Source organism: Sporosarcina sp. FA9 (genome assembly GCF_051550205.1).
Taxonomy (GTDB): Bacteria; Bacillota; Bacilli; order Bacillales_A; family Planococcaceae; genus Sporosarcina.
In genome coordinates this window covers 3,572,090-3,588,627 of sequence record NZ_CP188819.1, presented here as the reverse complement: position 1 = coordinate 3,588,627, position 16,538 = coordinate 3,572,090, and the positions used below count along the sequence as shown (strand labels likewise).

The window sequence follows — 16,538 nt, the reverse complement described above, 5'->3', positions numbered from 1 at the left end:
ACCTCTCCTAATTATTAAATATTTCTTATATGTAGATGAGTAGAATTACTTATTAAATATAATCTGTAAAAGTATATTGAAAATCTTAAGCACCTTACTTTTACCAGTGATAATACATTATATCACTTATTTGGGACTATTGTATTAGGGAACACCCTTGTAATTTGTATATTAAGTGAACATTTTGGGAACCGACTTCTGTGGGCGTAGTTTGTTTTGTATGCGATGCGTTAAAATCAATGTATTATTATAAGAACATTGTTGTATTTATCCAAACGGCATTTGTGTTCACGAAAATGTCCTGTAGAAAAGGGGTGGTAAGATGACACGCTTAACAAAGCACTTAATTGTGATCTCTTTTGATTGTCTCTCAGCATTAGATATACCGATATTGGAAAAACTACCGAATTTTCAAGAGTTATTTGAGAAGGCGGCAATTTGTAAGCAAGTAAAAACGATTTATCCTTCTGTAACGTATCCGTGTCATACAAGTATTGTGACGGGGAATTATCCGAATCGGCATGGCGTTGTGACGAATACAATGCTGCAACCCAATCGAGAGTCACCCGATTGGTACTGGCAGCGACGTCACATCAAAGGGACGACTTTATATGACGAAGCCAAGAAAGCCGGTATGACGACTGCTGCGTTCCTATGGCCTGTAACGGCAAAGGCTAAGATTGACTACCATATGCCTGAGATGTTTGCGAATCGGCCTTGGCATAACCAGATTGCGGTTTCACTTATGAATGGCAGTAAGCTTTATCAACTTAAGCTGAATCAAATGTTTGGCCATCTCCGAAGGGGAACCGCACAACCGGAATTGGATGATTTCGTTACAGAATCTACTGTTTATACAATTATGAATAAAAAGCCGGATTTGATGCTTATTCATCTTGTAGACCTTGACACGCAAAGACATCGCTATGGATTTTCTTCAAAAGAAGCATCAGACGCAATTGGGCGTCACGATGTGCGACTTGGAAAAATACTGTCCGCTCTAAAAGAAAGCGGTATGTATGAACAGTCTACAATTGTTGCGCTTGGTGATCATAGTTCCCTCGACCATTCAAAAGTTATAAAAATGAATGTGTATCTCAAGGAGAGCGGCCTCATTATTCCGAATAACAAAGGAAAAGTAAAGGAATGGAAGGCAATTTGTAAAAGTAACGATGGTTCGGCTTATATTTACTTAAAAGATCCAGAAGATGTTCAAACAAAGTCTAGGTTGAGCGCGTTACTTCATTCACTTGTTGCAAACAATGAAAACGGAATTGAGTTTGTGTTGACCGGAGAGGAAGCGGGCTTACGTGGGGCTGATGCAACTGCAGCTTTCATGCTGGAGGCGCGGCAAGGGTTTTACTTTACAGAACATCTCGATGGTGAGTCAATCGAAGTAATTTCCAATAAAGATGTGGAAGAAGGTAAGTATACCTATGCCTCGCATGGATATTCACCTAAAAAAGAACTGTATTCTACGGTTTTTATTGCAACGGGTAAAGGCATTAAACCGAATGTGGAAATACCGTCGATGTGCCTTGTTGATGAGGGACCGACGTTTGCGCGGCTTCTTGGGCTTGACCTAGGAGATACGAACGGAAGAGTGGTAGAAGAAATAATAGAAAACTAAATTTCAACTTTTTAAACTATTCAGACCCGTTTTATCGTACACTTAAAAAAAGAATGAGCGAAAGGGGGCAATGAATTGAAGAAGTTTAGTAAGGTAGAAAACGGTTGGATGATGTATGACTGGGCGAACTCGGCTTATTCAATTATTATTACAACAGCATTATTTCCATTATTTTATAAACAAGTTGCAACAAATGCAGGCATTGCCAATTCAGACTCAACAGCATATTTAGGATATGCTGTCGCTGCTGCAACGTTTATAGTGGCACTTATTGGACCTGTGTTAGGATCTCTAGCGGATTATCAGGGATTAAAAAAGAAGTTTTTCTTTCTCTTTTTTGCAATTGGTTCTTTATCAACCGCGGCACTGGCATTCGTCCCGGAAGGTAACGGGATATTTCTATTAATAGTATATGCGATAACCGCAGTTGGTTTTCACGGGGCAAATATATTCTACGATGCATTTCTTGTTGATGTGACCCCCGAGAAGCGGATGGATCAGATTTCATCTAGGGGTTTTGGACTTGGATACATCGGAAGCACCATCCCATTCATGGTCAGCATAGCACTTGTATTGCTGTCAGATAAAGGGGTAATCCCATTACCAACAATGATTTCGATGAGGCTTGCTTTTATTATTACGGCTATTTGGTGGATTGTATTTACTGTTCCAATGCTGAGAAATGTCATTCAAATTCATTCCATTCCACGAGATCCAAATATTATTAAAGGAAGCTTTAAGAGAGTTGTAACTACTTTTAAAGATATTCGTAAATATAGGAATGTGTTTTTCTTTCTAGTTGCTTATTTCTTTTATATTGATGGGGTTGGAACGATTATTTCAATGTCAACAGCATACGGAACTGATTTAGGGATAAGTCCTACGACTCTTTTAATCATATTATTTGTTACTCAAGTAGTGGCTGCGCCATTTGCTATTATTTACGGCCGATTGTCCCAAAGGTTCACTGGGAAGAAGATGTTGTACGTTGGAATCTTTGTTTACATTATCGTTTGTATTTACGCATTTTTCATGAAAACCGAAACAGACTTCTGGATACTTGCAATGCTTGTCGCCACGTCTCAAGGTGGTATTCAGGCTCTGAGTCGGTCTTACTTTGCAAAACTTGTTCCGAAAGAAAAGTCGAATGAGTTTTTTGGTTTTTATAACATCTTTGGGAAATTTGCTTCCGTTATGGGACCATTACTTGTGGCAGTTACCTCACAGCTAACTGGGAACTCAGCCTACGGTGTATTTAGTCTTGTAATTCTCTTTATTATCGGGATCACCGTTCTAAAATTTGTGCCAGAACCTGGATTGAAATCAACGTGAGGAAATAATGACTTTGTAGAAGGAAATGAAGTGAGTCATGTAGGTTTTAAGTCCTGTTTTGCGGATATAATGCTTGGAGTGTCGGATATCTTACTTACATTGTCGGATATATGTCATCAACTGTCGGATATACCCCGTGAATGCGCGGATATCATCGTCTAACTGTCGGATATCTATAAAATGAAAAAAGAAGAGGAATATCTCCTCTTCTTTACTCTACTTTGTCGATATGATCGATGTGTAAAATTCTAAAGCCGTGTTTTATTAACTTATCGCGAAGTACATTTATTTCTTCTTCCGTTTTTCCATCTTCGAGAGTAATAACTACTCTTCGGGCAATTACGGACCCATTGTCTAGTGTAAACATACCTTCAATATTCTCTCCGCGAAGTGTTTTTGTTAACTTTTCAATCATACCTTTTGCTTCAACGGAAGATAATGTGATGTTTATACCGCCCGTAGCCATTCCAAATGCATCTTTTAATACACTTTCCACTCGATTTTGTGTTAAAATCCCAAGTAGTTTTCCGTCTTGAACAACACACACAAACGGCAAAGCTTTAATTGCAATTAAAGCCTTTAAGAAAGGTGAAAACTTCGAGATAGATATGTCTGTATGCTTCAATAAAGAATCGATTGTAGCATTTTTATCGCCGTCGCTTTCATAGAGATACTCCATTATATGGACTTTGTAAATCATTCCTTTATACATACCTTCAGTATCGATTACTGGAATACATCTGTATCCGCTTTTGTTGATAGTTTCATATACATCAGTCACACTTTGATCATTTCTCACGGTAGTAACTTCATGTAATTCTAAATATAAATCCCTAACAAACATTTCTATTCCTCCTCAAGTATCGCATTATCGAAATTTTTCGACTATATATATACTATAATGGAGAAATGGTAAGATGACAATAAAAGCTTTAGGCGAGAGACTATAAATTTACTAGACATTAAATGGGGGGAGACTTTCCATGGAAATTTTAAACAGCACATCACTGTTAGATGTGGTAGGAGAGCTTTTTTCCGATGAAATATCAATTGCGGTAACGAATAAAACGGAATACGTTTATTATCGGCCAAGTAAACGTGTCGATTTGAAGATAAGACCGGGTGACCCAGTTAGGGAGGGGACGATTGCGTATAAGGCAATTGCCGAAAATCAAAAAGTATCTGAATTTATTAACCGTGAATTATTTGGGGTACCGTATCATGGAATGGCCGTTCCTTTTCATAAGAATGGACTAATTGAAGGCTGCGTATTAGCGATTCACCCAACATTTACAGATGGAAAAATAGTTGTAACTGTAAAAACGACTGATGGATGGATCCCGACCCCGTTTACAGACGTAAGGTACATAGAGGTGAAAGAGCGAAAAACATATATCTACGCAAAAGAGTTTTTCGGCACACATAAAAATACTTTGCAAGAATTTGAGTATATCCTACCTAAGGAATCGTTTGTACGTTGTCATCGATCTTATATTGTAAATGTCAATCATATTCGTGCGATTTACCCAGATACTCATTCTACTTTTGTGTTGGCGATGGACAATCAGACGAAAATCCCTGTAAGCCAATCGTACTCCAGCTACTTCCGGAAATTACTGGGTTTTTAGATATACTGTTTTAAACACCTTTATTACTGCTCTGACGTGTAAACCCCTCTTTAACACCGAATTTCTCTTTTTCATTCATACTTGAGATAAAATAAGTTGAAAGTGTGAACAAAGGAGAAGAATTGAATGGGGAACGTTAACGAGCGAATTAATAATCTTGAATTGAGGGATCGAATTGTTTCACCTGAAAAGGCGGCTTCTTGGATTCAAGATGGAATGACGCTAGGTTTAAGCGGATTTACACGCGCAGGTGATGTAAAGGCGGTACCTTTGGCATTAGTAAAACGTGCTGAAACAGAAAAGTTTAAAGTAAATGTGTATACAGGTGCCTCACTCGGCTCTGAGATTGACCGACTTTTTGCCGAAGCAGGAATTGTACACAAGCGCCTTCCTTTTCAAGCAGATCCGACAATGCGGAAAAAGATTAATGACGGTGAGCATTTGTTTGTTGATCATCATCTTTCACATACAGCAGAACTAATTAGAGCAGAAGTTCTTGAGCCAATTGACATAGCAATCTTGGAAGCGGTTTCAATAACGGCGGATGGAATGATCATTCCAACGACGTCTGTCGGGAATTCATTGGCATTTGCAAATCATGCGAAGTCCATTATTATTGAAATCAATTTGGCCCAGACAACAAAACTTGAGGGCCTTCACGATTTATATGATCCGGGCAAGCTTGGTGAGCGACAACCAATTGAATTGACAAAAGTGGATGAACGAATTGGCTCGATTGGCATACCCATTGATGTTAATAAGGTCATTGGGATTGTTCTTACAAATCAACTTGATTCACCGTCGCCGATTGTTGCACCAGATGATGAAACTGAAGTCATGGCCGAACATTTACTTACATTCTTACGTTCAGAGATTCATGCGGGAAGACTTACGGAGAAACTTGCACCCATCCAATCGGGAATTGGATCAGTCGCTAACGCAGTCTTACATGGAATGATTAACTCCGAATTTGAGGATTTAGAGGTGTATTCTGAAGTTCTTCAAGATGCTGTGTTTGATTTAATCGATGCTGGAAAAGTCCGGTTTGCTTCATGTGCCTCTATTACATTGTCAGAAGAGAAAATGGATCATGTATTTAAGAACTTTGAAGCATATAAAGACAAGCTGGTAATGCGCCCGCAGGAAATTACGAATCACCCGGAAATCATTCGACGTCTTGGATTAATTTCAATTAATACGGCGTTGGAGCTGGATATTTACGGGAATGTAAATTCAACGCATGTTTCGGGAACGAAAATGATGAATGGAATTGGCGGTTCCGGCGATTTTGCGCGGAATGCAAGGTTGGCGATTTTTGTGACAAAGTCGATTGCTAAAGGCGGGGACATTTCAAGTATTGTGCCTTTTGTTTCGCATGTGGATCATACAGAACATGATGTCGATGTGATCGTTACGGAACAAGGATATGCAGATTTACGTGGACTTGCACCAAGAGAGCGCGTAGGACTGATTATCGAACGCTGTGCACACCCAATGTATCGTGAGCAACTTCGTGAATACTATAGCGAAGCACTTGAACGGGGCGGGCATACGCCACACGTAATGGAAAAGGCATTTTCTTGGCACACAAATTTCACGAAGAATGGAACTATGCGTGAGCTTGCTGGACAACTCGTTTAATTAAATAATAGGGCTTAAGCGATTTCGATGGCTTAGGTTCTTTTTTTATGGCTTAAAATGGTATAGTTATGTATCAAACAAGTTCATTTGAAAGTGGTGTTTTTGACTTGGTGATTTTCGGATTCAGTTTAATTATTTTATTTGCATCTGTTTTACAGACAAGTACAGGCTTTGGCTTTTCAATTATGGCCACTCCATTTTTACTTATGATATATGAGCCTAGAGAAGCCATTCAAATTAATATCGTATTGTCTCTTATTATTTCTACTGTCCTTTTCTTTAAAATACGGCAAGATATAGATTTGGGTATCGTAAAACGCTTTATCATTGGAAGCATTCCTGGCTTGCCGATTGGTATTTTTTTGTTTTTAATGGCGAACGCTACAAAACTGAAGCTTGGAATAGGTATTGTGATTTTAGTACTGACATTTTTACTGATTATAAAATATCGAATTCAAAAAACAAACCGTCGTGATTATGCAGTAGGTTTATTTTCCGGAGGACTTACTACAGCAATAGGTATGCCGGGACCCCCATTATTACTTTATTTCTCTGGCACGGAAACGAATAAGGAAGCACTGCGCGCCACAACACTTGCTTTTTATCTCTTTATTTATTCCGCGAGCTTACTTATTCAAGTGTTTTTTGCGGGCACAAGTAAAATCGTTTGGACTTCTAGTTTAGCTGCTTTACCTGTGTTATTTATCGGACTTTATATAGGGCAACGTCTTTTTTCTTATATCAATCAAACGTATTTTCAAAGGATTACGTATGTCATTTTAGTGTTCACTGGTCTCTATTTATTGCTTGTTTCCACAATTAACTGAATAGAGTTATACTAAAATGAATTGATTAAAAGAATTGGGGGAATTCATTATGATTTACTTAGAAAAGAATAGATTTGTGACAAGCTTTTCAAGCGCCCATGAACCCGCTTATACAGTTGCTCTGGGAGAAACATTTGTTGTTGAAACGCATGACTGTTACAGCGGTGTGTTTAAAAGTGAGGAACAGCTTAGAACAGATGTGGAAGTACCGTTTATTAATCCTGCGACAGGTCCCATTTACATCGAAGGATTGCAGGCAGGAGATACATTGCGTGTTGAAATTTTGGATATTCAATTAGATGAATTTGGCGTAATGATGCTTTATCCCGGGATGGGGCCTATTGGAGAATTAGTACCGAAAATGGATACTAGAATAATGCCTATCGCAGGGGATAAAGTGATTTTTAATGAAAACATTCACTTGCCACTTCGTCCAATGATTGGAGTAATGGGTGTTGCTCCAGAAGGGGAAGCGGTTTCGACTGTCTCACCCGGGGATCACGGCGGTAATATGGATACTAAATACATTACAACAGGAAATACGGTTTACTTCCCTGTATTCCATGATGGCGGATTGTTTGGACTTGGAGATATGCACGCAGCGATGGGTGACGGTGAATTAAACGGTTCTGGTGTTGAAATCGGCGGAAAAGTAACGCTAAGACTTACGAAAGTAACGGGTAAAATTACAATGCCTTTCGTAGAAACAATGGATTCCTACATGGTGATTTCTTCAGGTAAGACATTCGAGGAAGCAACGAACCGAGGATTGGAAACAGTGGTAGCACTTTTACAGGAGAAGTTGTCTCTGCCATTCAATGAAGCTTACCGTTTATTAAGCGCCACATGCGATTTGCAAATCAGTCAAATTGTCAATCCGCTAATGACCGTGCGGGTTGCTGTACCAAAATCACTTTTGGGAGAGTCGATATTTAAATCGAACTAGTAAGGCTGTGTTCAAAAATTCAACAATGATTGGTCCGTCGGTTTAGACAAATCATTTGAAATCGATGGAAAAAAGAGGGTTCAAAATATATTATGCTACGAAAACAGGTCATCGTTCAGGAAGGTTTCATGTGACCAGTTAATTCTTGAGGGGATACGTGCGTATACACATATCCTAGACTCCGACAATAAACCATGTAATAACAATATTAAAAACTCATAAAGAGGGACTGAAAGATATGTCCCTACTTTATGAGCCAAGATACTCGGGAAATTGAATCATTCTATACCGAATGTTACGTACGTTTGTAAAAGAGGTCAGTTAATTAAGGATTAACTTCCTACTGGATGATAATAAGCTTGTGTTTAGAAACTTATTGCCTTCTTCATTGAAGCCCATACATTAGTGCGTCTTGTAGTCTGCCTTAATGTAATTTGTCCAAGCCATCGCGGAAATAGCTTACGATAAAATATTACAGTACTTTACTTAAAAATAACTTTGTTCTAACTTCTTGAGGATTGTTAAATAGTTCCTCAGGAACATTTTCTTCTATGATATATCCGCCATCCATGAATAGTACACGATCACCCACTTCACGAGCGAATCCCATTTCATGTGTCACTACAACCATTGTCATGCCTTCTAGGGCAAGCTGCTTCATCACTGCAAGTACGTCACCTACGACTTCAGGATCAAGAGCTGAAGTGGGTTCATCGAAGAGCATAATGTTAGGATCCATAGCTAATGCCCTCGCAATTGCAACACGTTGCTTTTGCCCTCCCGAAAGTTCGCCGGGGTAGACATTTGCTTTATCAGACAAACCTACTTTTGAAAGAAGTTCGAGTGCTTTCTTCTCAATTTCACCTTTGTTACTTTTTCTAAGCTTCATTGGGGCAAGCATTACATTTTGTAATGCAGTCATATGCGGGAATAAATTAAATTGCTGGAAAACCATACCGATGTTTTCTCTGACTTTATTAATGTCGAGCGTTTTATCTGTGATATCTTGGCCTGCAATGAGAACATGACCTCCGGATATATCCTCCAGGCGATTCAGACATCGTAGAAATGTACTCTTTCCGGAACCGGAAGGCCCAATTACACAGACGACTTCGCGTTCACTTATTTCCACATTGATATCTTTAAGTACTTCAAGATTCCCAAAGGACTTTTTTAAATTTTGAACTTGTATTATAGTCATCTAAGTTCAAACCTCCTTTCAATGAAGCTTGAGAACAATGAGATTAGGTAAATAAGAATAAAATAAATGATACCAACTGTTAACCAAATTTCAAAGGGCTGAAAAGTAGCACTTGATTGTACCTTTCCTTTTTGCACGATGTCGGCAATTCCAATCATAGAGAGCAACGAGGTATCTTTAAAACTAATAATCGATTGGTTCGTAATTGTAGGTAACATTCTTCTAAAAGCTTGCGGCAAAATAACTGTACGCATCGTATAGGATTGTGAAAGACCAAGTGATCTCGATGCTTCCACCTGTCCTTTATCAATCGATTGGATTCCAGTACGCATAATTTCGGAGAAGTAAGCGCCTGCATTTAATGAGACGGTCAAAATTCCAGCCGCTGTCCGATCTAACGAAACAAATTCTAGTGAATTTACCCCAAAGTAAATAAAGAATAATTGGACAATAAACGGTGTTCCTCGGATGATATCGACGAAAGCTTTCGCAATCCAACTCAGGATTTTAAAAGGCATTAGGCGTGTTAAAGCAACAACCAATCCGATTAAAAAACCAAAAATGATTGAAAAGAAAAAGATATAAAGTGTGACTTTTACACCTTCTAACAAATAGGGCAATGCTGCAATAATCGTATCCATTTATTCATCTCCTTAAAAAACACCTAGAATTCATATTCATTACAATTAGAAAGATTGAAACTTCTTACTCCTGAATTGGGAGAGAGGCACCCTTTATAGGGCGCCTCCACTTTAAAATATTCCAATCTATTTATTGATTTATTTCTTAATGTATTTTGCAATTATTTCGTCGTATTCACCACTGTCACGAAGGTCTTGTAATCCTTTGTTAATTTTTTGTAAAATATCTTGATGTTTTCCTTTAAGAATAGCTATTCCGTAATTATCTCCGTTTAAACGTTCCCCAACAATTTGTAAATCCAGATTGTTTTGTGCGATTGCATAGGCAATTACGGGGTAATCTTCGATTAATGCATCCGCCTTACCGTTTGAAACTTCTTGGAACATTGCAGGGCTATCATCAAAAAGTACAAGAGTGTAGCCATACTCTGCTTCATTCTCTTGTGCAAATATCGCACCCGTTGTTCCATTTTTCGCAGCGATTGTTTTCCCTTTTAAATCTCCAATTGTTTCAATATCTGATGAATCTGCTCCAACAACTAATGAAAGACCAGCCTCAAAGTATGGATCTGAGAAATCGACAACCTTTTTACGATCTTCGGTAATACTCATTCCGGCAATTGCGATATCAAGTTGATCTGCTTGCATTGCTGGAATGATTCCACCAAAGTCCATTGCATCAAATTCAATGTTAATTCCTTGGTTTTTTGCAATTGCTGTAATAAGGTCAATATCTATTCCTGTATATTTACCATCTACTTCAAATTCGAAAGGTGGATATGTCGTATCGATTCCAACTTTATATATTTCTTTAGCAGCACCTGTGCTATTTTCTGGTGATTCGTCTTTAGAACTGTTTGCTTTATCAGAACCGCACGCAGCCAGAACAAGCATGATTGCAAGCATCAGTGAATAAACTCCAAACTTTTTCATATCAATTCCCCCTATTTTATTATAATCATTCAATTCAATTGTGAATATTCAGTCTCCTTAAAGAAAGCGCTTTCACAACTGTTTTCATTGTATAATTAGAACTACGTAATTAGACGGAAACCTACATTTAGTTAAAATATTAATTTCCTATGATGTTTTAAAGATCCAATTAACTTAATCTATACATAATGATAGAGAAGTTTATAATAAGCCCTAAGGTCGTTGTCTAATACCGCGTGTGATTGTATACTGTTTTTTCAGACAAGTTATAATAAGTATTTGGAGAAGAGGATACATCTTGGGATTTAGATTATTACTAAAAAATGATATATACATTATTGTTTTAATGATAATAATGGTACCACTTGCTGGAGAAGTAAAATTCTATCCGTTAAACGATACGTTTAGGGTGAGTTTTGGTGCACCTGCAATTTTCTTTTTTTTGCTATTACTAAAAAAAGTTCCGCCAGTATTTCCTGGATTCTTGACTGCAACAGCTGTGGTATTATTCCGTGTTTTAATGGATCTTGTATTTAAAATTGAAACAGATGTGTTTTTTTCTTTTCAACAACATTTTCCAACCTTCTTCTTTTATTTTACATTCGCCTGCTTGTTCCAATTAATTAATATCCAACGTTTCCGAAAGTCTTCTTTAATGATAGGGTTTATTGGTTACATTGTCGAATTACTATCAGATAGCTTAGAACTTTTTGTGCAGTATATAACATTAAACACAACAATTACAATGGTGGATGTAATTGAAATGAACCTAGTAGCCTTTGCACACAGTTTTATTGTTGTTAGTTTTTTTAATATGTTGAAGTTATATGAAGCAGACTCACGTGAAAAGCAGATTAGAGAAAAAAATGAACATATGTTAGTTCTTATATCTAACTTACATGAGGAAGCTGTATATTTAAAGAAAACATTGAAAAATGCTGAGACAGTTACTGTTCAATGCTATGACTTATATCGTGATTTGGTAGGGAAAGATAAAGAAGATGGTTTAAGGGCACTAAGGATAGCTGGAGAAATTCATGAAATAAAAAAAGATAATCAGCGTATTTTTGCTGGTCTTTCAAAATTGATATCTAAAGAAAGTTTTAAAGATTACTTAATGGTGGAAGATTTGATTAGACTGATTGTGCGTATCAATGAAAAGTATGTATTTTCTCTTAATAAAAGAATAAAAATAACCTATCTAATAGAGGGTAATCATCCAGATTATCATGGTTACACAGTTTTATCTTTAATTAATAATTTAATAGCTAATGCAGTGGAGGCAGTACCAGAAGAGGGAAATATTCACGTGAGTTTTAGTGAGGCAGATGGAATTGTGAAATTTGACGTTTTTAATAGTGGATCATCTATTCCAGACAAGTATGCAGAAGCAATTTTCCAACCCGGTTTTACATCTAGGTATGATGTTCTTGGTAATCCATCTACTGGGATTGGTCTTTCATATGTTAAGGAAGCAGTTAATAATTTAAATGGAAAAATCAGTTTTAAAAGCCAACATAATAGTATCACTTTCAGTATTACAATCCCTGTGAATCAATTAACGCAGAAAGGATGATTTTATGCGTTTTTTCCTTGTAGATGATGATCTTGCGATTCGATCCATTTTAACGCAAATTATAGAGGACGAAAACTTAGGTGAAGTCATTGGAGAGGCATCCGACGGTGAACAACTAGAAAGCACTTATTTGAACATGCTTAATGTAGACATTCTTTTTATTGACTTACTAATGCCTAATCGGGATGGTATTGAAACAATTCGACATTTATCAGGTGGCTTTAAAGGAAAGTTTATTATGATTTCACAGGTTGAAACAAAGGAGTTGATAGGTGAAGCCTATTCACTTGGGGTTGATTATTATATTATTAAGCCCATTAATAGAATCGAAATGATTTCAGTGATACAAAAAGTAATGGAGCGAATTCAATTAGAAAACTCAATTCATGATATTAAAGCGTCACTCAGCAATATTTTACAAATAGAACCGGCATCTTCGCAAACTATTACAAGTGCACCAGAAAAAATCATCACAGAAATTTCGGAGTTTCTTTTCTCGGAACTGGGCATCTTTGGGGAAAACGGTACAAAAGATTTAATCGATATTCTATATTATTTATTTATGTTAAACAATAATAACGTAGAACAGGATTTTCCTTCTTTAAAAGAGCTATTTCTACAAATTTCGAAAAACAAACTTGGATTTTCAGCAACTCAAATAGAAATCAATCGAGAAGTAAAGGCATCGGAACAAAGACTTAGAAGAGTGATTACTTGTTCACTTAATCATTTTGCTTCTTTAGGATTGACAGATTACGGGAATTCCACATTTGAAAATTATGCATCACGATTTTTTGACTTTACAGTCGTTCGACAAAGAATGAGGGTATTGGAAGGTGATGCAACACATTCCTTAAGTCCGACACGTATTAATACAAAGAAGTTTTTACAAATGTTATTTTTTGAAGCTAAGCGTATAAAGGAAAGTAAATGATTGTGTAATACAAAAAAAGACCCTAGCCGGGTCTTTTTTAGGTAGGGCTATATTTATACAGCGATCCTTAGTTAATGAATAGTTATTTATTTTAGCGATTTGTCTTTACATAAGTTTTGAAATGAACATTGTCGCGATGCCAAAATAGATTAAAAGCGATAAAATGTCATTAATCGTCGTAATCAGTGGGCCTGATGCAACAGCTGGGTCCACTTTAAATTTGTGCAAGATTATTGGAATAACTGTACCTGCAATTGTCCCGATAATAAGTGTAGCAAAAAGTGAAGAACCTACAACGAGACCGAGAACGAAGCTTCCTTGCCAAACGTAAGCAATAATGGAAATGATAATTGCACATGTAATTCCGATTATGATTCCTACAAGGAATTCACGAAAAATGAGTTTAAGTGCCTGCTTTGTAGTTAAATCCTGGGTCACAAGACCACGAACAACGACAGCAAGTGACTGTGTTCCTGTGTTTCCGGTCATTCCTGCAATCATTGGCATGAAAAAGGCCAGAGCCACAACGGCTTCTAGTGTGGCTTCAAATCTTGCGATGATGCTCCCTGAAACGAGTCCTATGAACAAGAGTAAAATCAACCAAGGCAACCGTCTGTATGCTGCAACTAAAGGTTTTGTTTTAAAATCAATGGATTTACCAGAAGCAAGAAGCATTTCAATATCTTCGTCGGCTTCCCTCATGATAATATCCAGAACATCATCAACCGTAATTATCCCAACAAGCGTGTTGTCTTCAATTACGACAGGAATGGAAACAAAATCATGTCTGGCAATCAATTTTGCAACTTCCTGTTGTTTTGTAAAGACATCTACACTAATAATGTTTTTGGTCATAATCTCTTCTACAGTTGTCTTACTATCCGCGAGCAACAAATCGCGGTAAGAAACTACCCCGACAAGCTTTTTATGTTCATCTATTACATAAAGGTAATTTAGATACTCGGCAAGCTCCGAGAAGTGTTTTAACTTTTCAATCGCTTTTTCAATCGTATACTTCTTATTAATCCAAACATACCGGTCAGACATTTTTCTTCCGGCAGATTTTTCTGGATAAGCAAGAATTCTTCGAACAATTTCCGACTCTTCATGTTTCATTTGTGTAATCAACTTTTCGATTTGACTATCTTTTAACCCGGATAACAAAAATGCAAGATCATCATTTTTCATCAGCTCGAGTAGTTCGACAGAGCGATCGGGTTTAAGGATATGTAGAACTTGGAGTTGTTCATCTCGCGTGAGATGTCGCAGCAGCGATGTAAGTTGAGGGACATCTAAATACTCTAAAAAAAGCGAGCGATGTTTTACGGGCAACTCATTGTATTGCTCAGAAATATCATAAGGCATAAGTTCTTTAATAATTTCTCTAAAAGCATCTTTTTTTGCATCCTTCAAGAGTTGTATTAAGACAATTGCAATTTTATTTTTACTTAATTTTTCTTTCAAAAAGTTCACCTCTTTCTAAAAGCTCCAATACCAAAAGTAGGAGCCGGAAAACCAATGTTCATGGGGATTAAGCAGATCCTTCATTTATTTAATGGTACATGAAAAATCGGCTAATTGAAACTAGAATAAACAATTCCTAGGAATGAATATTCAAATTCTTCGGATTTATGTACTCAACTTGTGTATAATAGGAAAAATAACGTTGGTAACAAACTATCCAGTGAATAACTGGGAAAAAGGGGAGATTGTCTAGATGAGTAAATTGAAGATGATGCTTTTACTACTAGCAGCTACTGTATTGGTACTATCCGCATGCGGGAAAGAAAAAGATGCTACAGGGGATGATAGTGACCAAGAATACGAACTTGTGAAAAAAGGGAATCTAACATTTGCGATGAGTGGACTTTACAAACCGTTTAACTATGAAGAAGGCGGAAAGCTTATGGGCTTTGATGTTGATATTGGGAATGCGATTTCAGAGAAGTTAGGTTTGGAACCCAATCCAGTGACAAATCCTTTTGAAACAATTTTGCAAGGACTGATAGGCGTGAAGTATGACGCGATTATTGGTTCGATGGCATATACAGATGAGCGGGCAAAACAAGCTAACTTTACAGAACCATATTATTACTCTGGTGGGATGATTTTTGTTCATAAAGACAACACAGATATTCAAAGTGCGGATGATTTAAAAGGCAAGAAAATTGGTGTTGTTGCGCAAACAACATATGACCAACCAGCACAGGAACTTTCCGATAATATTCAGTATTATGCCAGTGATGTTGTGGCTTTAAAAGATTTAACAATACCAGGTAGATTAGATGCTGTTATTACTTCTGACATTGTTGGGTTCGAATCGATTGAGAATGGATTTGAGCTTAAAGAAGTAGGCCAACCTTTGTGGGTTGAGGAAGCCTGTGTTGTTGTTCGTCCTGAAAACGATGCTTTAAGAGCAGCTATTGATGAAGCACTTGCAGAAATAATTGAAGACGGTACGTACGACGAAATATCACAAAAATGGTTTAATCGTAATTTGCTAGAAGTTGATTTAGAAGGTGTAGAGATTCTAAAATAAGAAGAACGGCGAAACGACAACGGGGAGAGTGATTGCTAGTGTCTTACTTATTTACTACACTCTACGAAGTATTCGTGCGGACGTACGAAGGCTTTTTGAAAGCAGCACTTATAACCATTGAAATAACTGCTGTTGCGGTCATTTTGGGTACCGTGCTTGGTATTATTTTTGCTTTAATGAAAATCTCAAAATCTAAAATTTTGCAGACGATTGCAAACTTATATATTACTATAATCCGTGGGACGCCTTTAATTGTGCAAATAATGTTCCTTTATTACGGAATTACATCTATTGTCACTCTGTCGAACTTTTGGGCAGGTGCATTGGCGTTAGCTGTGCATAACGGGGCATATATCGCAGAAATCTTCCGGGGAGCGATACAAGGCATCGATCGTGGGCAGGAAGAGGCAAGTCTTGCTGTAGGTATGAACCCTCGACAAGCGATGCGACGAATTATCTTTCCACAAGCGCTTCGTCGCGCAATTCCACCACTTGGAAACCAATTTATCATCACGTTGAAAGATTCATCTCTTGTTTACGTGATTGGAGTTTCCGAATTGTACGGGATGGCAAACCGAGAGGCAGCCGCGAGCTTTCAGCCGTTCGAAACATTTTTAGTCGTAGGTTTGTATTATCTAATAATGGTTCTAATATTCACTAGTTTGCTTAAATGGTATGAGAAAAAGTTAGACGTTGATCGTTAATGAGGA

15 protein-coding genes are annotated in these 16,538 nt (G+C 37.4%); 10 read left to right on the top strand and 5 right to left on the bottom strand.

The features are described 5' to 3' along the window. The first annotated feature begins 322 nt into the window (after window positions 1-322). Complete coding sequence (locus ACP8HH_RS18425; RefSeq protein WP_438313860.1) at window positions 323-1,630, top strand: ectonucleotide pyrophosphatase/phosphodiesterase; 1,308 nt, start codon at window positions 323-325, stop codon at window positions 1,628-1,630. A 108-nt stretch (window positions 1,631-1,738) separates the two neighbouring features. Then, the gene (locus tag ACP8HH_RS18420) at window positions 1,739-2,962 is read left to right on the top strand and encodes an MFS transporter (protein ID WP_438319254.1); all 1,224 of its coding nucleotides are present in this window, start codon (window positions 1,739-1,741) and stop codon (window positions 2,960-2,962) included. Between the two features lie 211 nt (window positions 2,963-3,173). Here ACP8HH_RS18420 and ACP8HH_RS18415 read toward each other — a convergent pair whose 3' ends face one another. Further along, a complete protein-coding gene (locus ACP8HH_RS18415) occupies window positions 3,174-3,806 on the bottom strand; it encodes a CBS domain-containing protein (RefSeq protein ID WP_438313857.1) in 633 nt (210 codons plus the stop codon). A gap of 139 nt (window positions 3,807-3,945) precedes the next feature. Between ACP8HH_RS18415 and ACP8HH_RS18410 the strand changes: the two genes are divergently transcribed. From ACP8HH_RS18410 to ACP8HH_RS18395, 4 genes are all read left to right on the top strand, one after another. Beyond that, window positions 3,946-4,590, top strand: a complete 645-nt coding sequence (locus tag ACP8HH_RS18410; RefSeq protein ID WP_438313855.1) for a LytTR family DNA-binding domain-containing protein — start codon at window positions 3,946-3,948, stop codon at window positions 4,588-4,590. A 126-nt stretch (window positions 4,591-4,716) separates the two neighbouring features. Next, window positions 4,717-6,231: an acetyl-CoA hydrolase/transferase family protein gene (locus ACP8HH_RS18405; RefSeq protein WP_438313853.1), complete on the top strand. Its 1,515-nt coding sequence runs from the start codon at window positions 4,717-4,719 to the stop codon at window positions 6,229-6,231. A gap of 68 nt (window positions 6,232-6,299) precedes the next feature. After that, window positions 6,300-7,058, top strand: a complete 759-nt coding sequence (locus ACP8HH_RS18400; protein WP_438313850.1) for a sulfite exporter TauE/SafE family protein — start codon at window positions 6,300-6,302, stop codon at window positions 7,056-7,058. A gap of 49 nt (window positions 7,059-7,107) precedes the next feature. Next, on the top strand, window positions 7,108-8,004 hold the full coding sequence (locus tag ACP8HH_RS18395; protein WP_438313847.1) for an acetamidase/formamidase family protein: 897 nt from the start codon (window positions 7,108-7,110) through the stop codon (window positions 8,002-8,004). 472 nt (window positions 8,005-8,476) lie between these two features. Here the strand turns inward: ACP8HH_RS18395 and ACP8HH_RS18390 are convergent, their stop codons facing one another. The 3 genes from ACP8HH_RS18390 to ACP8HH_RS18380 all read right to left on the bottom strand — a co-directional run bounded on the left by ACP8HH_RS18390 (window position 8,477) and on the right by ACP8HH_RS18380 (window position 10,779). Continuing rightward, window positions 8,477-9,205, bottom strand: a complete 729-nt coding sequence (locus tag ACP8HH_RS18390) for an amino acid ABC transporter ATP-binding protein (protein ID WP_438313844.1) — start codon at window positions 9,203-9,205, stop codon at window positions 8,477-8,479. Beyond that, the gene (locus ACP8HH_RS18385) at window positions 9,202-9,846 is read right to left on the bottom strand and encodes an amino acid ABC transporter permease (protein WP_438313841.1); all 645 of its coding nucleotides are present in this window, start codon (window positions 9,844-9,846) and stop codon (window positions 9,202-9,204) included. Before ACP8HH_RS18385 ends, ACP8HH_RS18390 begins: the two co-directional genes overlap by 4 nt. 138 nt (window positions 9,847-9,984) lie before the next feature. Beyond that, a complete protein-coding gene (locus ACP8HH_RS18380) occupies window positions 9,985-10,779 on the bottom strand; it encodes a transporter substrate-binding domain-containing protein (protein WP_438313838.1) in 795 nt (264 codons plus the stop codon). Window positions 10,780-11,125: 346 nt separating this feature from the next. On the opposite strand from ACP8HH_RS18380, the gene ACP8HH_RS18375 reads away from it, so the two are divergent. Together ACP8HH_RS18375 and ACP8HH_RS18370 are read left to right on the top strand one after the other, a co-directional pair. Then, complete coding sequence (locus ACP8HH_RS18375; RefSeq protein WP_438319252.1) at window positions 11,126-12,355, top strand: sensor histidine kinase; 1,230 nt, start codon at window positions 11,126-11,128, stop codon at window positions 12,353-12,355. A 4-nt stretch (window positions 12,356-12,359) separates the two neighbouring features. Further along, window positions 12,360-13,289 (top strand): response regulator, encoded by a 930-nt coding sequence (locus ACP8HH_RS18370; protein ID WP_438313835.1) that lies wholly within the window; start codon window positions 12,360-12,362, stop codon window positions 13,287-13,289. Window positions 13,290-13,394: 105 nt separating this feature from the next. Here the strand turns inward: ACP8HH_RS18370 and mgtE are convergent, their stop codons facing one another. Then, window positions 13,395-14,762: a magnesium transporter gene (gene mgtE, locus ACP8HH_RS18365; protein ID WP_438313833.1), complete on the bottom strand. Its 1,368-nt coding sequence runs from the start codon at window positions 14,760-14,762 to the stop codon at window positions 13,395-13,397. Between the two features lie 244 nt (window positions 14,763-15,006). Between mgtE and ACP8HH_RS18360 the strand changes: the two genes are divergently transcribed. Next, window positions 15,007-15,828, top strand: a complete 822-nt coding sequence (locus ACP8HH_RS18360) for a transporter substrate-binding domain-containing protein (protein ID WP_438313830.1) — start codon at window positions 15,007-15,009, stop codon at window positions 15,826-15,828. Window positions 15,829-15,866: 38 nt separating this feature from the next. Then, on the top strand, window positions 15,867-16,532 hold the full coding sequence (locus ACP8HH_RS18355; RefSeq protein ID WP_438313828.1) for an amino acid ABC transporter permease: 666 nt from the start codon (window positions 15,867-15,869) through the stop codon (window positions 16,530-16,532). The last annotated feature ends 6 nt before the right edge of the window (window positions 16,533-16,538 follow it).